Genomic DNA, 23,144 nt, shown 5'->3' with positions numbered 1-23,144 from the left:
TCGGGTGGTGGAGAGATGAGCTCGCTAGTAGAAAGTAAATATTTGAGTGGAGAAGCAACGTTAACGGAGAGTGAACTAGAACGACAAAACGTCGTCAAGCGTAAACAAGGAGATTCAACATTTCAGGTTGCGTTTTGTGGTCACTTTTCTGCGGGAAAATCAACGATTCTAAATCGGTTACTTGGAGCCGAAGTTTTACCTACAAGTCCTATTCCAACGAGTGCAAATATCATTGGAATAAAAAATGGGGAACTTGGATTGTCAGTTGTAAAACGTGATGGGAAAGCAAATGAATGGCAAGGGGAAATTCCTTGGCAACGAGTACGTGAATGGGGAATGAACGGAGTCGATATTTCTGAAATGACCATTCATGCCCCACTTGCTTTTCTAGGCGATCAAAGCGTTATTTATGATACGCCAGGTGTTGACTCGACAGACCCTTCTCATCAAGCTGTAACACTTGAAGCACTATATACAACCGATGTTATCGTTTATGTAATGGATTATAATCATGTTCAATCAGAAACAAACTTATATTTTTTAAAACAGCTGTCTGATGAAAACAAACCATTATATATAATTATAAATCAAATTGATAAGCATGACGAGAATGAGCTATCGTTTGAAGCTTTTGATGAGTCGATTAGGCACGGCTTTTCGCGTTGGGGCATTCAGTTTATGAAGCTCTATTATACAAGCATGAAGGCCGAGGAACACCATCTGAATAAATTTGCCGAGTTTGAACGTGAAATGAAGGCTGTTCTATATCATGGTGAGCAATTACTTCCTTATTCGAAGCAACGCTTACAGCAAAGCTTTTATTTAAGTGTTGCAGCAAGACTAGAAGAAGAGAAAGAAGAAGCAACTGAATTTATCGTTGAAGATATGCATGAGAAAGGGTTCAAAAGGTCACAGTTAGAACAAGCACAAGCGGTTCGAGAAGCGTATGATCGAAATAAGCTGGCCCAACATACGCTAGAGACCTCACTTCAAAAAGAATGGAACGATATTGTTCAAAATGTTACGTTGTTTCCTTATACAACGACTGAGCTTGCAAGAAATTGGTTAGAGAGTATTCAGCCTGGTTTTAAGGTCGGAATTTTATTCTCGAAAAAGAAAACAGAAGAAGAACAAAACAGACGTCTCGAAAAACTCGTTAAAGAAACACAGGACAAAGTAAAAAGTCAGCTTGAATTTCATTTTCAACGCTCGTTTCAACTTGAGAGGGAGCTTTTAACGAACCGTGATGAAGTTGAAAGGGCAATCGCTAATGTACATGTAACCATCACATCTGACTTTTTTAAAAATGCCGTTGTTGCAGGTCATATGAATCGTGACTATGTCTTCACCTTTACAAAGGAACGGACGGCCGAGGTTGTTAGACAACTAAAACAGAAGGCTATGACTGCACTTGAGGTAATCTGTCAAGGTATGCAGACTCACTGGTCTGAAGAGAGGATACAGTTAGAGAAGAAATTAGAGGAACTGCAGCAGGTTGATTATTTTGTTCAAAAAATTGCTGAGACAGAAGAACGATTTAATAAAAGTATCGCTTACTATCATCAGCAAGCTAAACAGTTTCAAGATGAAGGTGCGTATGAGCAGGCGTTAATCTCAGCAGCACAAAAACCCTTTCCTAAACTAGATGCTGGAAACCAATTTGATCAAGTGTCACTTCCGACTGATAGCGTAATTGACACTGACTGGGCACAAGAGGTTGAACATGGTCAAGGTGACTTTGATGATGAGCAAACGAAGCAGTGGTTGGCTAGTCTTGATGATGCGTTGCAAACGTTTAAAGAGAAGCAATGGTTAAATCGGGAACGTGAGCAGCTGCTTGAGAGAGTGAAACGGAATAAAGAGCAGACGTTTATGATTTCCCTGTTTGGCGCTTTTAGTGCAGGAAAGTCAAGCTTTGCCAATGCATTATTAGGTGAAGCTGTTTTACCAGTTTCCCCTCATCCGACAACAGCCACTGTAAATACGGTAAAGAAAGCTGAGCCCGAACATCCGCATAATACAGCGATTGTGAAGGTGAAATCAAAGGAAGTATTAGCAAGTGAGATAGTAGCAGTCGCGAAACAGCTAGATGAAGAAGTGACAATTGATACGATTCAAAAATGGAAGCCTGTGATGAAGCAATATGTGACGAGCTGGCAAAAAACATATGCAGAATACTTAGTAACATTAAAAGAAAGCTTATCGACAACAACGTGGGAACTCGGTGCAAAACGAGAGGTAAATCGTAATGAGTTAGCCGAACTTGTCGCAAAAGAAAAATATGCATGTCTTATTAACGATGTTACACTATATTATGATTCACCATTAACGAAGCAAGGTATTGTCCTTGTCGATACACCAGGGGTTAATTCAATTCATGGAAGACATACAAATGTTGCTTTTAAACAATTGCGGGAGTCGGATGCGATTTTTTATGTAACGTATTATAATCACGCATTTTCAAAGGCAGATCAACACTTTCTACAGCAAATGGCAAAGGTAAACGAAAGCTTTCGCCATGACAAACTTTACTTTGTCTTAAATGCAGCTGATTTAGCTGGAAGTGAGCAAGAGTTAAACGGAGTACGAAAGCATGTTTATGACCAATTACGAGCTAATGGTATTGACCAGCCAAGAATTTATCATTTATCAAGTAAACAAGGACTTCTCGAAAAACAAACTGGATTAGAGAAAACTAGCTGGTTTAAACAATTTGAGCAGGCCTTTTACAAACAAACAATACACGAATTAAAGAGGCTTGGCTTTGATCTACTTAAACAGGAAGCTTCTCGCTATATGTTGAAATTGGAGGAAGCGATTCATTTTCTTCAAAGTGCCGAAAAGGAAAAAGAAGAAAAACGGAGCCATATAAAGAACAATGTGGAAAAGTGGGCTTCCAAAATTAGTGACCAACAATTAACAGCTGTTGTTCATGATAGTCAACAGGAAGTTAGTCAACTATATCTATTTCTACGTGAACGAATTCGTTACGTTTTAAATGATGGTTTTATTGATGCGATAAATGTAACGACGGTTAAAGGAGCAAGCAAAAAAGCACAGCAACAATCTCTTGAAGCAGCGATTAAAGACTGGAGAGGGGAAGGTGAGCATTTCCTAGAGCAGGAACTTCATGCAACTCTTATCCGAATCGAAGCTGCAATCAAGCAAGCCATTGATACATGGCTAAAGGAAATTGAGCAGGCCATTAGAAAGGACTTTGCCTCGTTCTCGATCGTATATGAACCACAGCCTTTTACGCTTGAAAAGCCTTTTTACGAGCGTTTAATCGATTTAGATAGTAAACCTTATCTGACCTATTTTAAGTCCTTAAAAGCATTTTTTGAAGAAGGTGACGCAAAGCGGTTGAAGGAGCGTATAGTGGAGGATGTATCAGAACAAACGAAGAATGTGTTATTGGAGCTTGAAGAAAAGACAAAAGCAGCAGTAAATGATATTATTACTGAGCTTGAACAGGATAGTAAAAAGCAAATTAGTTTATCTCTACATCGTGAAATTGACCGATTTGATGCTCTACTTGATTCGAAGGAACAGGTAAAGATGGAGCAAGAACTACGATTGGTGCAAAGCTTAATATAATAAAAGAAGAGGCTGTGCCAAAAGGTTGTTTTTTAACCTTTTGGCACAGCCTTCATTGTCTTTATTTTATTGTTCATTGTCATCAAGAATATTTAAATTTTGTTGGCTGGTAACAGAATCATCATCTTCTGTTCTAGCTGGTTTACCATTCCCAGGTGTTTTATTGTCAGCGTCACCTTCTTGTGAGCTATCATCATCAGGATTTTCCTCATCGCTAGGATCTTCAATCTCATCAAGAGGATCTTCAATCTCATCAAGAGGATCAGGAATTTCATCGTCATCGATAGGTTCTTCCTCAACTGGTGCTGGAATAGTTACTTCGGCGCTTACAGGCTTACTCTTAACGTTTGCACTTTCATCAAAAATAGCAACAACTTCAAAACGGTACGTTGAGCCAGGCTCAGGGCTACTATAAGCGTATTGCATATCCTTCATTCGATCGAGTGTTTGCGGGCTTTCCTCATCAATAGTTAGCTGGAGTTCGAACGTCACCTTTTCACGATGTTCTTCAGGATAATTCCAGCTTACAATGATTTGATTGCGTTCTTCATCATAGCCAGCAGTAAAGTCAGTCGGTTCAGGAATTTTCATGAATTCTTCCGATACTCTTGTTGGCTCATTTCCTCTTACGAACAGTTCATAGACGATTTCGCTCTGAGGAGTGAATTCACTTGGCAGTAGTCCAGTTGACCGTTCTACACCAACTCTTACAACTGAATTTGGCATCGTAAAGTCTTCATTTTCTTTATCCTTTGAAACGCCCTCGATGATTTCTTTAAAAATAAGTTGAGCAAGTGGGCTCCCTTGATCTAAATAATTATTCTCCCCATTTTTAGAAAAACCGGTCCAAACCGCAACTGAATAGTTTGTCGTATACCCAGCAAACCATTTGTCAGGCACACCACCGCTTGGGATGTTGTGAGCCTTTTGAATCTCTTCAGAGAAGTTTGTTGTTCCGGTCTTTCCAGCAACATGTAAATGAGGGATGTTTGCTGTTCTACCTGTTCCTTCAGTCATGACAGACTTTAACATATCAGTAATCATATATGCTGTATAATCACTCATTGCTAATGTTGATTGAGGTGTCATATCAATGACTCGGCCATCTGGAAATTCTATCTTTCGAACGGTATAAGGCTTTGTATAGTAACCATTGTTTCCAAAAGCAGCATAAGCCCCTGCTAGATGTAGCGTTGAAACACCTGTCTCGAAACCACCTAAACCATACGCCTCAGGCATTGTTGATTGTCCATTTGGTAATTCAATCGGAACACCAAGTCGTTCTGCAAAACCTTGCGCTCGGTCAACGCCGACCTCTTGTAATGCTTTAATTGCAGGCACATTTTGTGATTTTGTCAGTGCCCGTCTCATTGACATAGGACCTTCATAATTTCGACTGAAGTTACGCACTTGGTCCCCAGTATTATACGTATGCGGTTCATCGACAATGACCTTTCCTGTTGACCATTGAAGATATTCAATGGCTGGACCGTAGTCTAAAATAGGTTTAATTGTCGAGCCAGGCTGTTTTTTAATTTCAGTCGCATAATTAAGTCCACGTTGGATTCCGGTATCTTCACGACCACTGCCAATCGCCTTAATTTGCCCTGTTTTCGTATCAACTAATGTAACACCTGCTTGAAAATCTTCATTTTCAGGGTATTGCTTAATATATTCGTCTGTTTGTAGAACGTTTTCTACATGCTGCTGTGCTTCAACATCTAGAGTTGTATAAACCTTTAACCCAGCGTTGTATAAATCGTTGACCGTAATCCCATCCATTTGTTCGAGCTCGGATAACACTTGGTTGTAAAATGCTTCATATGGATAAGCTTCACGTTCGGTTTGATTTATTTGCTCTGAGATTGGAACATTTTTTGCTTTTTCAGCCTCATCTGCTGTAATTTTCCCATGTTTCTCCATCAGCGAAATAACAAGGTTTCTTCGCTTCTCGGCAGCCTCAGGGTTTTTTGTCGGGTCATAATAGCTTGGTCGACGAGGAATACCAGCTAAAAGAGCTGCATCCTCAATTTCTAACTCTGTTACAGACTTGCTGAAATACGTTTGTGAGGCTTTTTCAATTCCGTATGCCCCTGACCCTAAATAAATTTGATTCAAATACATCTCCAAAATTTGGTCTTTGGTGTAACGTTGTTCTAGTTTAATAGCTAAATATTGTTCCTGTACTTTTCGTGTAAGCTTTTTCTGTTCATTTAAGAAAAGGTTCTTAACAAGCTGTTGGGTAATCGTACTAGCACCCTCAGCTCCGAATCCATCGGTAATATTGGCAGCAACCGCACCGAAAAGGCGACGAATATCGATGCCAAAATGCTGTTCAAAGCGCACATCCTCAACGGATATGAAGGCATCTTCAACGACTTGCGGAACATCTTGAATACTTACATTAATTCGCCGTTCTGTCGCATCAAGCTGGGAAACAAATTCATCATTGTCTGAGTAGATTTGTGCCGCTTGAGAAAGGGTAAGTTTTTCTTCTTCTAAATCAGGAGCCCCTTGAATCATTGCAAAAATTGTTACGCCTCCACCAATAATGGCTAAAACAATAATAGTAGTAAAAATAATAACTAGTTTCTTAAATAAACTTTTTTTAGAAGGTTTTTTTCCCTTTTGTTCATTATTACGTTTTTCTAAACGGGATTGTCGCCTTCCTTGTCTTGTATTTTCTGACATTGAAAATCGTTCCTTTCTAAATCAGCTAGTCCCTTTAACCAAAATAAACATCTTGAACAACAGATAAATAATCAATACGTGGATGATATCCTATTTTAATCAAATGGCCATATTTTTCAATATCTGTTTTTAAAATTGATTTCCGTTTTTGGTCCTGCTTTTCATAATAATCAATCAGATGGACAGCATCTAAAAGGTATACTTCGTCTGTTATTGTAAAACGAAGCAAAACGAAGCAAATTCCTTTTTGTGCAACGATTTGTTTCATATGCGAAACTTGATGTTCGTGAAAGTTTTTTAAAGGAAATGACTGCTTATTTTTCGTTTCTTTTGCTTCAAAATCAATGTACCGACCTTGAAATACACCATTAAAATCTGTAGTTGAGGCTTGTTTAAAATAAGCTTCTTTTATTACAGCTGCACTACGTTTCGGATAATCGACTTGAACAATTTGGACTGGAGTTGGTTTTTTATGAATGACTGCTTTTCCTTGATGAAGGTAGTATTCATTTGTTTCATTAATGTCTTCCTCAAGCGTCATGCCACGGTTACTATACGTCATTTGTTTTGCTTGCTTCTTTTTCATACTAGGCTGTGTTGTCGTATAGCGCCTCCCATTCGGATATCGAATCGTCATTATTTTTCACAATCCTTTCCAAATTCGATCGTATGCATGTTTAAAATTTTTCAGAACCAGCATTTACAAGGATAGATTCCATCACATTATCTTATCATAAAGAAGGAAAGGATGGGTAATGTGATTTTTGATAAAATCGTGTAGTTTTTATGTGAAAGGGTGATTTGATGGCTAGCTCTCTCAAACAAGATGTACTTGAGTCGATAATAAAAAAGACCGAAAAAGGAAATATCGATAATATTTCACGTACCGTATTTTATGAAGCATTTTATAACCGTAACCCTGAAATCCGTTGGGCACTACTTGCAGGTCTAGTTTCAAGAAATGCTGGCTGGAATATGACGGATCTAGAGAGCAAATGGTTTCAAAAACTTTTAAATGAAAACGATCGACGTGTAGTATTCTCTACCTATGAACGAGCTAATTGGACGATTTTTCAAGATGCATTCCCACAGCTTCTCATATATGAGTGGTCGAAAAAAAGCGGAGAACCACTGTTTCATTTCCTACCTAAATTCGGGGTTTCAAGATTCATGGAAAGGGAATGGAAAATGTTTTGGGAAAGGCGGGATGAACATCGTTTATGTACAGCCTTAATTATAAATGAGCAAAATGTAATTCAAAAACCTGTACTTGAAGACCCGGTTTATGAAAAGCATGTATTTTCAACGCTTCGATATTTTTTGGAGGAGCATGCACACTTTAGTTATGTGCTGTTTCCGACAAGGACGGGGGAGTTGTATGGCTTTTATGTACGCAATTTTCGAAAAGTAGAGTCAAGGATTTGGCTAGGAAAGCAGCTAGAGATGCTTCTTTTTCATCCTGATATTTATGGGAAAATTATAGATTTTCAGAAACATACGGTACATACAGGCTCAAGAAAAGATTATGAACAATTTTTAAACTGGGAAACGCAAAATAACAGTCCGTTGCTTCGTTTAACATATCCTATTATTAAACATGAATATTCAAAAAATAAAACAGACTGGTACAAAAGAGAAACAAGAGCACTGAAAAAAATGTTTATTCCTGTAAAGGAACAGACTCCGCAAGAGCGAACAAATTGGGTGAGACGAAAACAACTAGAGCTCTATTACGCCGGAAAAATAAAAGACTGGTTAAACGATTAAAAGGGGTACCCAGGTTTGTTTTGACCTTTTGGGCACCCCCTCCGACTGGTTAGAAAACAGTTGGTTTATTCGTTATTCGGCTGGGCGATTTGGGCCAGCGAGTTTTTTATCACCAGCATACCCATCGACCATTGTTTTACCTTCTCTAATCTCTTCTTTTTGTGAGGCTGTCGGTTGCTTATTTTCGTGTTTTTTATTCAAACTGGGACCCTCCTTTTTTTGATTCGGTTATATTATGTCTTTAATTATGAGGTTCCATGTATTGAATTTGTTCAAAGTATGCAATATTAAGACTTTCTTTGACGAATAGCAACTAGTTTTGTCAATAGTGAAGGTAAGAGACGGAAACAGACCGAATAAAAGGGCAAAGGAAACTCGGGAGGGATAAATATGAGAACGTTTATTGATGTAGCTGAATTATCACAACGACTTGAAATCGATTTCACGACCCTGAAGCAATGGACAAATTATTTTGGTATGGAATGGAAGGTAAACGAGTTAGGTCATGAAGGTTTAACAGAAAATCAGCTTAAAACTCTTGTCTCAATAAAATCCCAATTACAACTAGGAAAAGTACTTGATGAGATAGATTTGGATGAAGTTAAGGCAAACATGGTTGATGCCAGAGTGTACGAGAATAAGCTTAACCATGTGATTGAACAAGTGACTGATTTAGAACAACGAATCTCACAAAAAGCAGACGAGGTTGTAAGCTATCAGTTATTAAAGCAGCGGTCAGAATTAGAGGAAATGTTTGAAAAGCTTACTCGTTTAGAACAGCGTATTTCAAAAATGGAAAACAAAGTAAAGCAACCTGAACAACACGAAATGGACTACAATCATAACGAACTGCCACTAGCCGCAGGTGAAGGTACAAAAAAGAAACGAAGAACGTTGCTGGAGATTTTTTCATAAATGTAGATCCATTTATTAGCCGAGGGTAACTCGGCTTCTTTTTATAAGCGTAGATTTAAACATTCGAATATACTTAACTTTGCAACGTATCCATCGTTTGCTAAGATGGACGTGGAGGTGAAGAGTTTGATAGAGCAAGAGCGGACAAGATTAAGTCAACTTACGAAAGAGTTGCTAAAAATGAATGAAGAAGCCGAACGGTATTATATAGAGGTCGTTAAACAAGAGGGGTATGAAGTGGATTTTTACGGTAAAGTAAAGCCTTTTGCGGATAAAATGAAACAGCTTACTGACGAGTGGCTTCCGTTAGCTGAACAATTTGTAAAAACAGAGAAGCCGTTGAACTTACACCCGATTCAGTTAACACAGACTGTTGAAAATATTGAAATAGTCGCAATTAAGTCCTTTTTTGCTGATACAGGAAAGAAACGTCAAATTGAAACGTTTAAATCGGTTGCTTTTGTTCTTCACCAAGTAATAAACAGTTTACAAAAGCATTAGAGAGGGAGCTGAAAGTATGAAAGCAATCGTTGAAATGGATTGGGTAGCCCAAAGGGTGGAACAAGACTCGTTACGAGTAATTGACTGTCGGTTTAAACTAGGTGATTCTGAGGACGGGCAAAACAGGTATAATGAAAGCCATATTCCAGGAGCTGTCTATCTTGACTTAGAAAAGGATTTGTCTGGACCAATACAAGTACATGGGGGCCGTCATCCTCTACCAGATTTGAACGAACTAACAAGCAAGTTAGGTGCAATTGGAATTGATGAAACTGTAACAGTTGTTGCATATGATGATGAAGGAGGCCCTTTTGCTTCAAGATTGTGGTGGCTTTTACACTACCTCGGTCATGAGAACGTTTATGTCATGAATGGAAGTTTTTCAGAATGGGCGAAGCAATATAAGACGGCTAAAAAGATTCCTCAATTTGAAACGAAGGTTTTTAAGGCGAATATTAAACCAGACCTTCTTGCTTCCCGTACTGATGTATACAATATGGTGAAGAGTAGAAGGGGGGCACTTATTGATTCTAGAGAAACGCCCCGTTTTGAAGGAAAAGTCGAACCGATTGATAAAATTGCTGGTCATATTCCAACAGCGAAAAACTTCTTTTGGCGAGATGTATTAAAAGAGCAGGGGACTTTGAAAAAAGACGATGAGCTAGCATCCCACTTTGCAACAGTAAATGCGAATGATTCAATTATTGTTTACTGTGGCTCCGGTGTAACAGCGTGCCCAAATGTCCTTGCACTGAAGCAATTAGGTTATAACAGTGTTAAATTATATATCGGTAGTTGGAGCGATTGGATTTCATATAAGGATGCAAAAATTGAACGTACGGAATAGGAAAGAGGTCTAAAAGGATAACTTTTAGACCTCTTTTTAATACAGAGTTAAATAGTTAAAACTGTTTTATAACAATTTTAAAATTATGTTTTGAGGAAAACCTTGATTATTCAAGGTTTTTAGTTTTATTGTAGTTTTGTGTCGATAAAAAAACAAAAAAATATAAAAGAAACAGTTGTATTACAGTTTTGTCTGTTATAATATAAAACCAAGAAATAATTAACTGTTTTAAAACAGAGAACGGAGGGGCAGTTGATGACATCATAAATTAGATTGAGTAGAAAGAGGAAAGTGAGAAAGTCGGTCAAAAAAAGAGAAAAGAGAAAAGGGAGATGGAGAATATGGGAAATCAAATGAATCGGAATGAAGTAGAAAAACTACAAGAACAGTGGGGGTTAGATTCGCGTTGGGCAGGGATTACTCGACCGTATTCTGCTGAGGAGGTAGTTCGGTTACGTGGTTCTTTGCAAATAGAGCATACTCTCGCACGTCGTGGTTCTGAAAAACTATGGAAAATGCTTATTAATGAACCATTTGTAAACGCTTTAGGTGCGTTAACTGGTGGGCAGGCTGTTCAGCAGGTGAAAGCTGGATTAAAGGCTATTTACTTAAGTGGGTGGCAAGTAGCGGCGGATGCTAACTTGGCAGGTCATATGTACCCTGATCAAAGCTTGTACCCGGCGAACTCTGTTCCGCAAGTAGTAAAGCGGATTAACAACTCTCTTTCTCGTGCTGACCAAATTCAACATATGGAAGGTGAGGGTGATGTTGATTATTTTGCACCGATTGTCGCTGATGCTGAAGCTGGGTTTGGAGGGCAATTGAATGTCTTTGAATTAATGAAAGCGATGATTGAGGCAGGGGCATCAGGAGTTCATTTTGAAGACCAGCTAGCTTCTGAAAAGAAATGTGGTCATCTCGGTGGGAAAGTCTTAATCCCGACACAAACAGCGATTCGTAATCTTGTTTCCGCTCGCCTTGCTGCTGATGTTTCGGGAGTACCAACAGTTCTTATCGCTAGGACAGATGCGGATGCGGCTGATTTAATTACGAGTGATATTGATCCTGTGGATGCTCCTTTTATTACTGGTGAACGTACAACAGAAGGGTTTTACCGGACAAAAGCCGGGATTGATCAAGCAATTGCTCGCGGCCTTGCTTATGCGCCTTATGCGGATTTGATTTGGTGTGAAACGTCGAAGCCTAGTCTTGAGGAGGCGAAGCGATTTGCGGAAGCGATCCATGCAAAATTCCCTGGTAAACTATTAGCTTACAATTGTTCTCCGTCGTTTAATTGGGAGGCGAACCTAGACAAAGAAACGATCGAAACGTATCAAGTGGAATTAGGGAAGATGGAATACAAGTTCCAATTTGTGACGCTAGCGGGATTCCATGCTTTGAATTATAGTATGTTTGAGCTTGCGCGAGGTTACAAAACAAGAGGGATGGGGGCTTATTCAGAGCTTCAGCAAGCGGAATTTGCGGCTGAAGAGAATGGATACACAGCAACACGCCATCAAAGGGAAGTGGGAACAGGCTACTTTGATGAGGTTGCGCAAGTAGTATCCGGTGGAACTTCTTCAACGACAGCTTTAAAGGGTTCGACTGAGGAAGCGCAATTTCAACGATGATAATTAGGGCTATGGTCTGGAAAGTAGGGCCTGTCTTAAAGCTTAAAGCGTGCAAAGTAATGGCTCTGTTCGCTATACGATGAGAACACCGCTCATCGTGAGGCCACTGAAAAACTACTTCTTTGTAACTCAAAGAAGTAGTAATGGCTCCACGCGTTGCGCGCCCTGTTATGAGAAAACCACTCATAGCAGGGCTTTCAAAACCAGGCAACGGCTCCGCACATTACTTAAAGGGTACTGAAAAAGGGAAACCCACCCTTTTTCAGTGCCCTCCTCATCGTAAGGTTTTTAAAAGGTGTAGCGACTACGCTCATTGCATGAAGGTTGTGCCAAAAGGTTAAAAAACAACCTTTTTGGTACAGCCTCTTCTTTTATGGTTGGGATGAAAGTTACTATATGTCCAGTTGTTAATATTTATATTAACTTTACGAGGTTTGTTTATTAGTCGATTCAAACTAAGACGTTCTACCTAAATCCTTGTATTTATTAGTTTTAAAGTAGAATCGATAAACGAATAATCCTATTGTGAATTTTCTAAATTTATACTAATATTAATTTATGGATAAATAAGTTAATGTATTTATAAATGTTAGGCTTGTTTATCGATGGAACAATCGAGAGAGGGAGGGAAAATGAAGAATTTACACTCGCTTTAAAATGTATGCGTTTTCAAAAAAGTGAAGAGAGGGGAAAAATGAATGAAAAAAAATTTAGTTAAAAGGTTAACGCTTGGATTGTTACTTCTTGTTTTGATTATTCCGATAACGGTGCTTGCAAAGACTACGGAGCAACAAGTTAGTAAACCGAATAGCAATAAGCCTTACCAAAGTTACGAGGGTGAGGTGCCTCAATTTCAGAATGTCTCCGTTCATGATCCGTCAATTATAAAGGTTGATGATACATTTTATGTGTTTGGCTCTCATATTGCAGCAGCTAAGTCAACTGATTTAAAGAGCTGGACTGATTTTGCAAATGGTTATACAACCCCTAATAATGTTATTTATGGTGATTTGTCAGAAAACCTAGCTGAATCCTTCAAATGGGCTGGTGAAGATGACGCTGATAGTAAAGGGGGATATGCTGTTTGGGCGCCTGAAATTTTCTGGAACGAAGATTACGTTCATGAAGATGGAACAACTGGAGCATATATGATGTATTACAGTGCATCGTCTACGTATATTCGTTCAGCGATTGGGTATGCGGTGTCAAAAGAAATTGAAGGTCCGTATCAATATGTTGATACACTTGTGTATTCTGGCTTTACTGAAGGTGAAGCATATGATGCAAATAGCGATGTGAATAAAAAGTGGACTAATACGAATATTCAAAGCTTAATTGATGAAGAAGTACTAGCGGGACCAAGTGATAATTGGTTTAATGCGAATGGAAGCTACAATAATAGTACGTTTCCGAATGCAATTGATGCAAACCTGTTTTATGATGATGAAGGAAAGCTATGGATGACTTATGGCTCGTGGTCTGGTGGGATTTTTATGATCGAGATTGATAAACAGACTGGTGAAGCGATTTATCCTGGTGAAGATGGAAAAACATCAGATGAACGGTTAATTGACCGTTATTTTGGTATTAAAATTGCAGGTGGTTATGGAAAATCTGGAGAAGGTCCGTACGTTGTTTATGACGAGAGTACAGGCTACTACTATTTGTATGTAACCTATGGATGGTTAGGTGCAGATGGTGGCTATCACATGAGGTTATTTAGATCTGAAAACCCAGAAGGTCCTTATGTTGATGCTGAAGGTAAACCGGCTGTTTTACCTACCAACACAGATAATGCTCCGTTCGGAAATAAACTGATGGGGAACTTTTTGTTTGATCGGAAAATTGGAGAGCCTGGCACAGGGATTGGTTATGGTTATGTTTCCCCTGGGCATAATTCGGTTTATTATGATGATGAAACAGGGCAACAATTTTTAGTATTCCATACTCGCTTCCCGGAAACAGGTGAGATGCATGAGTTGCGCATTCATCAAATGTTTATGAATAAAGACGGATGGCCGGTTGTTGCACCTTATCGTTACGCTGGCGAAACGCTTGAAAAAATCAATAGACAAGACGTTATTGGTGAATATCAATTTATTAATCATGGAAAAGACAATTCTGCTGAAATAAAAAAATCTTCATTTATGCGCCTGAATAAAGATAATACTATCTCGGGGTCTGTTGAAGGTTCATGGAAAAAGACAGGTCATAGCGAAGCTGAATTGACCGTTGATGGTGTTGTCTATGACGGAGTATTTGTTCACCAATGGGATCCGACTTCAGAGCAATATGTCATGGCGTTTACAGCAGTGTCGGATAAAGGTGTATCCATTTGGGGAACGAAATTATTGGAGAAAACAGATGAAGAAGTTGTTGCGGATGTAGTGGCGGACCTTGATTTAGGTGATACCGACAATGTTATCTCTAAATTGTCGCTTCCGACAGAAGGGACGAGAGGTGCGGTCATTTCGTGGGAGACCTCAGATGCTAATGTTGTAACAGAAACAGGTGAAATTAGTAGACCTGAAGCTGGGGATGAGAGTGTGTCTGCTACCTTAACGGCAACTGTAACAAAAGGTGATGTAACTGAAACGAAAGAATTTAACATTACTGTGCTCCCGTACAACGAAGTAGGTATGTCTGCTCACTTTGAATTTGAAAATGATTTAGTGGATCAGAGTGGCAATTTTGGTTCTGGTACTGTAACAGGTGATCGTATTGATAATGAAGGTGGAGAAATTACGTATGTTGACGGTAAAATTGGGAAAGCGGCCGTTTTCAACGGTGAATCAGGTATTCGTTTACCGAATGGTTTAATTTCTAGCAATACGTACTCGGTGTCATTATGGTTGAACCCAGAAGAATTAACACCATTCACGACAACGTTCTTTGGAGCGAGGGATAGTAATAACTGGGTAAGTCTTGTTCCGAATGGTCCGGTAGACGGCAATACAATGGTTTGGTCTAATGGCGGGAGATGGTACGATGCTGTCACTGGCATGACGATCCCTACAAGTGAATGGACGCATCTTGCGTTTACTGTCGATAACGGAAGTATTGCAGTTTATGTTAATGGTGAAGAGAAGTTTTCTGGTGAGAACTTTACAAATGTATTTACAACAACGGATGCAAGCTTTAGCTTAGGAGTTAACTGGTGGGATACGCCTTATAAGGGCTTGATTGATGATGTACGTATTTATGAAGGGGTTCTTTCGGCAAATCAAGTAGCTGAGTTAACAAGTGTTAATGAATAAGCAAAGAAAAGAAGAAACGCTCGTGTTTTTAAGAGGCGCAGAAAAAGGTACTTTTCCCTTTTTTAATGCCCTCGAAGCAATGTGCGAAGCTATTGCTATTTAATCAAGCCACTGAAAAAGGTTGATTTTTACCTTTTTCAGTGGCTTTGTTTTTAACTGTGTGTTTCTTCTGTATGTAATGAGAGTGGTTTTTTACTAACGATGACTCCATCTTCATCGGCGTATAGATAAGAACCTGGTTCGAAAAGGGCTCCGGCGAAGTGAACTGGGATATTTTCAATCCCTTTTCCAAGTTTCAAGCTTTTCATGGGGGTTGTGCCTAATGCTAAAATTCCGATAGCCATTTCGTTAATTTGAGCACTATCTCGGATGCATCCATACACAAGAATTCCTGATAATTGTCTGTTTACTGCGATTTGAGCGAGATTATCACCGATCAAGGCGCGCTGTGTTGAGCCGCCTCCGTCTATAACTAAAACGCTGCCGGTTGGAATGGTTTGTAAGGCACGTTTTACGAGGGTGTTATCTTCAAATACTTTCAAGGTGTGGATAGGTCCATTAAAAGAACGTTTATTACCGAATCTCTTAAAAATAGATTCCGTTATTTGTACTTTATCGGGAAAGTGATCGCAAAGGTCGGCTGTAAAAACAGGGGTGCGCTTCACGGGTTTCCTCCTTAAGAAATAGTTTAGAAAAAGCTGACTCTAAGGGTGGAATGTTAAGTCAGCTTTTTCAGTAAGATAATGAAGTTGTTTAAGACTACTGTATCAGGTGTTTAGTTATGTGGGGTCTTTCGTAAGCATTTATCGCATTGTGTAAAATACGTTTCGTGCATTTCTTCAATGATATCACCGCAATTCGTGCAGATTTTAGGTTCTAATACCCGGAAAGATTCTGCTTTAGGGGTCATTTGATACGTTGTATTCATTTCTATCGCTCCTCTCTGTTGTGTAACAGGCTTTAATTTTTAGTTGTGTTCTGTTTGACTTAGGCATTTATCACATTGATTTAAATAGGATTCGTGCATCTCGACCATGGGTTTTCCGCAATCAGTGCAAATCTTCGGGTCGATTTGTCTAAAAAACTCTGCTCCTGGTGTCATGTTTAAATCCCTCCATCTGTTTTGTTGGTTTCATTGTATTATAACAGTTTGTTAAAATCAATACTGTTTTATAAAAAAGTCAGATTATTTTGTTTTCCTTCTGAAGATAAAAAAAGGAGTGGCAGGTTATGTAACCTGTCACTCCTTTATTCAGAGGCTAAAAAGCCCTATAATGTCATTTCTATTATCAAGAAACCCATAAATTATGTAGGGTAATAAAGATTATCCGTTGTCACGGAATGAGTAATAAATCATGACAATTAACGTTGCAAATGACATTATACCTAAAAGTGTAATAAGCATACCTGAAGGTTCAGCATGAGCCGTTTCTTCTCCGCCACCACCAGCTGCAAGTGCCACTTGAAATGGTATTACGAAGAATGTAAGCAGACATGCTACCAACATCGAGATTTTTTTTAGCATTTTCGACCCTCCTCGTTTCCAACAAACACTAGTCTTAACAGTTTTCTATCCATTCCATTATAGAATTGCCGTTTCAATTAATCAATAAAGGAAACAAAGATGCCACAATTTATTATTTATTTATTGATAATATTTTCATACAGCTTATGTTTGAATAAAGTTAAAAGCTTCTGGGGTTCGCAAACGTTTGGCAATATGATAAGATAAACCTATTGTCCAAGCTTTATTAACATATAATATTGATTATTTAATAAGTAAGAAAATTGAGATTTTGAATATGAAAGGAATACGTAAATGGCACACATACATTTAGAAGATATTATTATTGCGAACCAGCGATTGAAGGACGTTGTGACGCACACACCATTACAAAAAAATCTTGTTTTGTCCGAACGATATGATTGTAACGTGTACTTAAAGCGTGAAGACTTACAGGTGGTACGCTCCTTTAAAATTCGTGGGGCATTTCATCAAATTTCTAGTTTGACTCAGGAAGAATTGAATAATGGTGTTGTTTGTGCAAGTGCAGGGAACCATGCTCAAGGCGTAGCCTATTCATGTCAAGCTTTGCAAATAAATGGAAAAATCTTTATGCCGTCAACAACTCCGAGACAAAAGGTAGATCAAGTGAAGTTTTTTGGGAAGGAATATGTTGAGGTTATTCTTTCAGGTGACACGTTTGATGATTCGTTTGCGGAAGCGATGAATTATTGTAATGAGCATCAAATGGCATTTATTCATCCGTTTGATCAAGAAAAAATCATTGCGGGTCAAGGAACGGTCGGAATGGAAATTATGAATGATATTGATGAAAATATTGACTATTTATTTTCGTCAATTGGTGGCGGTGGTTTAATAAGTGGTGTTGGGACGTATATTAAAAGTATTAGTCCTAGGACAAAGATTATCGGCTGTGAGCCAGAAGGTGCTCCTGCAATGAAAGAATCATTAAACCTAGGCAGAGTAATCGAACTTGAAAAGATTGATAAATTCGTAGATGGTGCAGCCGTTAAAAAGGTAGGCGATTTACCTTTTGAAATTTGTAAATCTGTCATTGATGATATTATCCTTGTGCCTGAAGGGAAAATCTGTACTACTATTCTTGAGCTGTATAACAAAAACGCAATTGTTGCTGAACCTGCTGGCGCAATGTCCATCTCTGCGTTAGATTTCTATAAAGATGAGATCAAAGGTAAAACAGTCGTCTGTATCGTCAGTGGTGGAAATAATGATATTGGTCGAATGCAGGAAATGCGAGAGCGTTCTTTAATCTATGAAGGATTACAGCATTATTTTATTATCCAATTCCCACAACGGGCAGGGGCTTTACGAGAATTTATTCAAGATGTTCTTGGTCCAGATGATGACATTACCCGTTTTGAGTATACGAAGAAAAATAATAAGGGTAGTGGTCCTGCAATTATTGGTATTGAATTAAAATGTGACAAAGATTATCATCAATTAATTGAACGACTTGATAAAAAAGGCTTCGGCTATCATGAAATTAACAAGAATGAAAGTCTTTTTAATCTCTTAATCTAGTCATATTCAAAGACTTGTCCGCTTCTGGGCAGGTCTTTTTGATTTAGTGAAAAATTAGTTTCCGAATAGGAACGATGGTGTATAATAAAATCATAGATACGGCATTGTTGTCGATTAGGGGGCGTCGAATGTGACAGAACATCAAAAAGGAATATTACTCGAGAGCGGTACAAATGAACTCGAAATTATCGTTTTCTCCGTTGGGACGGGGACGTTCGGTATAAATGTAATGAAGGTAAGAGAAATTATTCAATCACCACCTGTTGTTGAGATGCCGAATAGTCATCCTCACATCGAAGGAATTATCCGCTTACGTGACGAAATCATAACCGTTGTCAACTTAGCTAATGTTCTTGGTTTTCCGCAATCAGAGACACCTGGGCAAGATAAGCTTATCGTATCGGAGCTTAATAATATAAAGGTGGCCTTTCGGGTTCAAGCGGTATCAAGAATTCATCGTGTTTCTTGGACTCAAATTGAAAAGCCATCTGAGCTGTCACAAGGACTTGAAGGTGCTGCAACTGGTGTCGTGAAAATGGACGAGCAGATGATTATCCTTTTAGATTTTGAAAAAATTGTGTACGATATTAACCCTGAAAATGGGATGAGTGTGAAAGATGTAAAAGCGTTAGGGAAAAGGAATCGAAGCGACAAAAAAATTGTTGTAGCAGAAGATTCACCTATGTTACGTAAGCTTTTGCATGAAACGTTAGCAGAGGCCGGCTATGATTGCATAACGTTCTTTGATGATGGAAGAGCAGCTTGGGATTATTTGGAGTTTGTGAAAGAAGAACATTCGGATATTAAAAAGGAAATTCAACTTATTATCACAGATCTTGAGATGCCGAAGATGGATGGACATCACTTGACGAAACGGATAAAAACAGATGAAAAGTTACAGGAAATCCCTGTTGTTATTTTTTCATCGCTCATTACAGAAGACTTATTTTATAAAGGGAAACATGTAGGGGCAGATGCCCAAGTGAGTAAGCCTGAGATTGTAAAATTAATCGAAATTATCGATAAATTAGCTCTTTAAAAGCAAGTGAGAGGCGATAGGAGATAAAATCTCCTATCGCCTTTTTTGTATATTTTATGTATAAAAAAAGTGATTTTTTTGGGAAAACAGACATTTCAGACAATTCGGATGAATAAAAATTCATAATTATACATTGACGATTTCAGTTGGATCCCTTATCGTTTATTTGGGAGGAGAGTATATGTGCGAGACGTTAAAAAAAGTCGGAATGGTTTTTTTAGGATTAATACTAACTACATTTGGGTTATACCTGTTGGAAATACATGAGTTAACGTTTGGTGGAACTGCTGGGATTGCTACAGTTATTTCACATTGGTTTAATGGTTCATGGAGCATGCTGTTTTTTCTAGTCAATATTCCTTTCTTTATAATCTCTATTCAAAAAATTGGAAAATGGTTTACGCTGTCCAGTTTGTTTTCAATTACAATGATTTCACTTTTAAGTCAATTCATCACAGTAGAAGCAATCGAGCTTCCACTTTGGTTAACAACCATACTAGCGGGACTCTTTATCGGAGTAGGAGTAACATTTGTTTTAAATAACGGTTCATCATTAGGTGGGATTCATATTCTCGCTTATTATTTAGATATGAAATGGGGAGTAAACCGCGGAACGATCATCTTTGTTAGCGATGCTTTCATCATTTTGATTGCGGCGAGTCTAGTTGGATGGAATCAGGCGTTTCTTTCTGTCTGTGTGATTGCAATTGCTAGCTTTATCATTGGACGATATAAAAAAGTAGCTGTTCAGTCGGCAGCTGATGATGCTGATTCAGTTTTGATTCCTACACAAGCAAAACACGAGTAGAGAAAACTACTCGTGTTTCGTTCGTTAAAGACGTTTTGCCCCTATGTAGCGAGTTGACCAATAGGATTGGTCTAGCGAGCTAACAGTTACGCCAGTTGAAGAGCCAGCGTGAACAAACTGATTTCCGCCAATATAGATACCCGCATGGGAAGGGCCGCTTTTGTAGGTTGTGAAAAATACTAGGTCACCAAGTTGTAAATTTGAAACAGATTGACCAGCAGAATAAATCTCTTGTACCGTCCTTGGTATTGAAACGCCTTGGTTTTTAAAGACATATTGTAAAAAACCGCTACAATCAAAGCCCGCTGGCGAAGTGCCTCCCCACTTATAAGGACTCCCTTTTAGAGAAAGAGCTGAATCAACAAGCGAAGAGTCATGATTTACACTTTCAGTCTGGACAGTTTGTTTTTCAGTAATTTGCTCTATCTCCTTTGAGTAAGGTGAAATTTCTTTTTCTTCATTGATAAGGACGGCTCTCGTTTCAGGACCGACAACTCCATCAACTTGGAGATTATGGGCAGCTTGAAATGCACGTACTGCTTTCTTTGTTTTTGCACCGAATATACCGTCTACCCCTTGATAGTATCCATATTTCTCAAGTTGTTCCTGAATCGATTTAACCTGCTCTCCGGTCGCTCCCTCTTTTAGGAGTGATTGTCCTGAGAGTGTTTCGCTTGGTTCAGATGTTGTAATCGCTTTTGTTGGATCATTTTCATTTTCATGAACAATAGCATCTTTTGACACTTGGTGTTTAACAATCGATTCTGATGTGAGAAGATGCCCTAGTGTAATAGGACCTGCAATGCCGTCAGTGATTAGAGAATGGCTAGCTTGATACTGAATAACAGCCTGCTTCGTTCTTGGACCAAAAATGCCATCATGTGCTCCTTTATAATAAGCTAATGCCTTTAAATAGGCTTGTAGGGATAGCACATTTTCCCCTTGATCGCCAAAACGGATAATCTGGTTTTCTTCAATTTTTTTTGCCTGCGGTACATCAGCAGCCTCCGCTCGTTTTAGATCAAACGGAATGTGAAGTGCACTTCCAACGATAACAGTTGAAATTAACAATTTCCCTTTTGATGTCGCCTTCATCTTTATTCCTCCTGCTGTGGACTTCTTGTGTTGACTTACAATCATTGTATGAGGTCGACCACGACATAGAACTGGAATGTGATATTCACTATGTTATACTTAGGAGGAATGTGGCTTTAATAGGAGGGATTCGGTGTGAAATTAAAAAATAAAAAAGTGATTCAGCTAGTCGATCATGACTTTGAAGATTTAGAATTATGGTACCCGGTGATGCGCTTAAGAGAAGAAGGTGCAACGGTACATATGGTAGGAGAAAAAGCGAATCAGCAATACAAAGGTAAATACGGGGTTCCTGCAATTTCAGAGTATTCCTTCTCCGAAATAAAGGCAGAGGATTACGATGCTTTACTTGTTCCTGGAGGCTGGGCTCCTGATAAATTAAGAAGATTCCCTGAAGTTCTTTCAATCGTTAAACATATGGATGAACAAAAAAAGCCGATTGGACAAATTTGTCATGCTGGCTGGGTGCTTATTTCCGCCAAAATTTTAACCGGACGTACGGTTACAAGTACACCAGGTATTCGTGATGATATGGAAAACGCAGGTGCCAACTGGTTAGATGAGGCTGTTGTAGTTGATGGACATTTAGTATCAAGCAGACGTCCACCGGATCTACCTCCTTATGCAAAAGCATTTGTAGATGTATTAGCAGGGGAGTAATGGCCTATGGAATTCCACTTTTTTGGAACCGGGGCTGGTGTTCCTTCGATTCAAAGGAATGTTAGTGCTGTTGCGGTACGGTTACCACAAGGTATCCAGTGGTTATTTGACTGCGGAGAGGCGACTCAGCACCAAATCTTACAATCGGCAATTACGCTTACGAAGATTGAGCGAATTTTCATCAGTCATTTACACGGCGATCATATTTTTGGTTTGCCTGGCTTACTTGGATCGAGATCATTTCAGGGGGCTGAATCTCCCCTGACGATTTACGGACCTAAAGGCTTAAATGATTTTATTCAAACTTCACTAAATGTTTCACGTACCCATCTTCGTTATCCGTTACATATTGTTGAAGTAAAACAGGGGATGCTTTTTGAAACAAATGATTTTATAGTAGATGTTCTTGAGTTAGACCACGTAATGCCGTGCTTTGGGTATCGAATGAAAGAGCAAGATAAGCCCGGTACTTTACAGGTTGAACGTTTGCGAGAGTTGGGCATAACGCCAGGTCCCATTTTCCAGAAAATAAAGACCGGGCAAAATGTTCGCCTAGATGATGGGCGAGTCATAAATGGTAAGGACTTTGTAGGTCCGACAAAGCGGGGGCGTACCATTGTCGTTGCAGGCGATACGAGACCGACAGAATCGATGGTGGAATTTGCATTTGGGGCAGACATTTTAGTTCATGAAGCAACATTTCGTGAAGACAAGCAGGAGCATGCCGCTCAATTTGGTCATGCAACTGTAAGAGAGGCAGCAGCACTTGCGAAAAGAGCGAATGTGAAGACATTGATCTTAACACATATAAGCTCTCGATATTCTGGGGAAGAAATGGAAATTGAGAAGGAAGCACGTTCCATTTTTCCTGCAACTTTATTAGCTCATGATCATATGGTTCACTCCGTGTAAAAGCGAATAAAAATCACCTTGGATGCACAAAGTAAGACCATTCATCCAGAGGAGGAATGGTCATGACAGAACGTACCCAAATGAAAGAAATGTTACAAAAAGCAGAAGAAGTTATGGAGGTGGCACAGAAAGCGCTGGAGGATTCTCATCGAATTAATGAAGGTGATCCTATGGAATATTCGAATGCTCAGTTGGAGCTTGAGCATATAAGTGAGGACTTAGATGCATTAATGCATGCTGCGACTCCCGAGCAACGATATGAATTAGAAAGAACACAGCAGCAAATTCGCCAACTTCAAAACAATATGATTTTAAAGCAATAGGGGGAAGTGAAGGTCTGATGGGCCTTCACTTTTT

21 protein-coding genes are annotated in these 23,144 nt (G+C 39.0%); 13 read left to right on the top strand and 8 right to left on the bottom strand.

From position 1 onward, the window contains the following. The first annotated feature begins 15 nt into the window (after positions 1 to 15). Positions 16 to 3,597, top strand: a complete 3,582-nt coding sequence (locus tag B1R93_RS01205; RefSeq protein ID WP_088102169.1) for a dynamin family protein — start codon at positions 16 to 18, stop codon at positions 3,595 to 3,597. 66 nt (positions 3,598 to 3,663) lie between these two features. Here B1R93_RS01205 and B1R93_RS01200 read toward each other — a convergent pair whose 3' ends face one another. Both B1R93_RS01200 and recU read right to left on the bottom strand, forming a co-directional pair. Further along, entirely contained in the window at positions 3,664 to 6,288 is a 2,625-nt protein-coding gene (locus tag B1R93_RS01200) for a transglycosylase domain-containing protein (RefSeq protein ID WP_088102168.1), read from the bottom strand. Positions 6,289 to 6,322: 34 nt separating this feature from the next. Next, on the bottom strand, positions 6,323 to 6,925 hold the full coding sequence (gene recU / locus B1R93_RS01195; protein ID WP_088102167.1) for a Holliday junction resolvase RecU: 603 nt from the start codon (positions 6,923 to 6,925) through the stop codon (positions 6,323 to 6,325). 167 nt (positions 6,926 to 7,092) lie between these two features. Here recU and B1R93_RS01190 point away from each other — a divergent pair, with 167 nt between their 5' ends. Then, on the top strand, positions 7,093 to 8,055 hold the full coding sequence (locus B1R93_RS01190; RefSeq protein ID WP_088102166.1) for a DUF2515 domain-containing protein: 963 nt from the start codon (positions 7,093 to 7,095) through the stop codon (positions 8,053 to 8,055). 72 nt (positions 8,056 to 8,127) lie between these two features. Here the strand turns inward: B1R93_RS01190 and B1R93_RS23585 are convergent, their stop codons facing one another. Next, on the bottom strand, positions 8,128 to 8,256 hold the full coding sequence (locus B1R93_RS23585; protein WP_280949449.1) for a hypothetical protein: 129 nt from the start codon (positions 8,254 to 8,256) through the stop codon (positions 8,128 to 8,130). Between the two features lie 189 nt (positions 8,257 to 8,445). Here B1R93_RS23585 and B1R93_RS01185 point away from each other — a divergent pair, with 189 nt between their 5' ends. The 5 genes from B1R93_RS01185 to B1R93_RS01165 all read left to right on the top strand — a co-directional run bounded on the left by B1R93_RS01185 (position 8,446) and on the right by B1R93_RS01165 (position 15,206). Next, positions 8,446 to 8,970 (top strand): RacA protein, encoded by a 525-nt coding sequence (locus tag B1R93_RS01185; RefSeq protein ID WP_088102165.1) that lies wholly within the window; start codon positions 8,446 to 8,448, stop codon positions 8,968 to 8,970. A gap of 126 nt (positions 8,971 to 9,096) precedes the next feature. After that, the gene (locus tag B1R93_RS01180; protein WP_245308164.1) at positions 9,097 to 9,471 is read left to right on the top strand and encodes a YppE family protein; all 375 of its coding nucleotides are present in this window, start codon (positions 9,097 to 9,099) and stop codon (positions 9,469 to 9,471) included. Positions 9,472 to 9,487: 16 nt separating this feature from the next. Beyond that, complete coding sequence (locus B1R93_RS01175; RefSeq protein ID WP_088102163.1) at positions 9,488 to 10,318, top strand: sulfurtransferase; 831 nt, start codon at positions 9,488 to 9,490, stop codon at positions 10,316 to 10,318. Between the two features lie 353 nt (positions 10,319 to 10,671). Then, positions 10,672 to 11,949, top strand: coding sequence for an isocitrate lyase (gene aceA, locus B1R93_RS01170; protein ID WP_088103355.1), 1,278 nt, complete (start codon positions 10,672 to 10,674; stop codon positions 11,947 to 11,949). A 698-nt stretch (positions 11,950 to 12,647) separates the two neighbouring features. Further along, positions 12,648 to 15,206: a LamG-like jellyroll fold domain-containing protein gene (locus B1R93_RS01165; protein WP_088102162.1), complete on the top strand. Its 2,559-nt coding sequence runs from the start codon at positions 12,648 to 12,650 to the stop codon at positions 15,204 to 15,206. Between the two features lie 152 nt (positions 15,207 to 15,358). On the opposite strand, the gene rraA is transcribed toward B1R93_RS01165, so the two are convergent. From rraA to B1R93_RS01145, 4 genes are all read right to left on the bottom strand, one after another. After that, the gene (rraA, locus tag B1R93_RS01160; protein ID WP_088102161.1) at positions 15,359 to 15,871 is read right to left on the bottom strand and encodes a ribonuclease E activity regulator RraA; all 513 of its coding nucleotides are present in this window, start codon (positions 15,869 to 15,871) and stop codon (positions 15,359 to 15,361) included. Between the two features lie 110 nt (positions 15,872 to 15,981). After that, entirely contained in the window at positions 15,982 to 16,134 is a 153-nt protein-coding gene (gene yhfH / locus B1R93_RS01155; RefSeq protein ID WP_245308163.1) for a protein YhfH, read from the bottom strand. A 39-nt stretch (positions 16,135 to 16,173) separates the two neighbouring features. Beyond that, positions 16,174 to 16,308: a protein YhfH gene (yhfH, locus tag B1R93_RS01150; protein ID WP_088102160.1), complete on the bottom strand. Its 135-nt coding sequence runs from the start codon at positions 16,306 to 16,308 to the stop codon at positions 16,174 to 16,176. A 222-nt stretch (positions 16,309 to 16,530) separates the two neighbouring features. Further along, a complete protein-coding gene (locus B1R93_RS01145; RefSeq protein ID WP_088102159.1) occupies positions 16,531 to 16,731 on the bottom strand; it encodes a hypothetical protein in 201 nt (66 codons plus the stop codon). A gap of 294 nt (positions 16,732 to 17,025) precedes the next feature. Between B1R93_RS01145 and ilvA the strand changes: the two genes are divergently transcribed. From ilvA to B1R93_RS01130, 3 genes are all read left to right on the top strand, one after another. Next, positions 17,026 to 18,273: a threonine ammonia-lyase IlvA gene (gene ilvA / locus B1R93_RS01140; protein ID WP_088102158.1), complete on the top strand. Its 1,248-nt coding sequence runs from the start codon at positions 17,026 to 17,028 to the stop codon at positions 18,271 to 18,273. Positions 18,274 to 18,403: 130 nt separating this feature from the next. Further along, positions 18,404 to 19,312, top strand: a complete 909-nt coding sequence (locus B1R93_RS01135) for a chemotaxis protein (protein ID WP_088102157.1) — start codon at positions 18,404 to 18,406, stop codon at positions 19,310 to 19,312. 181 nt (positions 19,313 to 19,493) lie between these two features. Then, positions 19,494 to 20,120 (top strand): YitT family protein, encoded by a 627-nt coding sequence (locus tag B1R93_RS01130; RefSeq protein ID WP_088102156.1) that lies wholly within the window; start codon positions 19,494 to 19,496, stop codon positions 20,118 to 20,120. A 24-nt stretch (positions 20,121 to 20,144) separates the two neighbouring features. Here B1R93_RS01130 and B1R93_RS01125 read toward each other — a convergent pair whose 3' ends face one another. Then, the gene (locus tag B1R93_RS01125; protein WP_165763699.1) at positions 20,145 to 21,215 is read right to left on the bottom strand and encodes a C40 family peptidase; all 1,071 of its coding nucleotides are present in this window, start codon (positions 21,213 to 21,215) and stop codon (positions 20,145 to 20,147) included. A 135-nt stretch (positions 21,216 to 21,350) separates the two neighbouring features. Between B1R93_RS01125 and B1R93_RS01120 the strand changes: the two genes are divergently transcribed. From B1R93_RS01120 to B1R93_RS01110, 3 genes are all read left to right on the top strand, one after another. Beyond that, positions 21,351 to 21,875, top strand: a complete 525-nt coding sequence (locus B1R93_RS01120; protein WP_088102154.1) for a type 1 glutamine amidotransferase domain-containing protein — start codon at positions 21,351 to 21,353, stop codon at positions 21,873 to 21,875. Between the two features lie 6 nt (positions 21,876 to 21,881). Then, positions 21,882 to 22,787, top strand: coding sequence for a ribonuclease Z (rnz, locus tag B1R93_RS01115; RefSeq protein WP_088102153.1), 906 nt, complete (start codon positions 21,882 to 21,884; stop codon positions 22,785 to 22,787). A gap of 62 nt (positions 22,788 to 22,849) precedes the next feature. Beyond that, positions 22,850 to 23,110, top strand: a complete 261-nt coding sequence (locus B1R93_RS01110) for a DUF2524 family protein (RefSeq protein WP_165763698.1) — start codon at positions 22,850 to 22,852, stop codon at positions 23,108 to 23,110. The last annotated feature ends 34 nt before the right edge of the window (positions 23,111 to 23,144 follow it).

Source organism: Halalkalibacter urbisdiaboli (assembly GCF_002156385.1).
GTDB classification, from domain to species: Bacteria; Bacillota; Bacilli; order Bacillales; family Bacillaceae_D; genus Halalkalibacter_A; species Halalkalibacter_A urbisdiaboli.
This window is presented reverse-complemented; position numbering and strand designations above follow the sequence as displayed.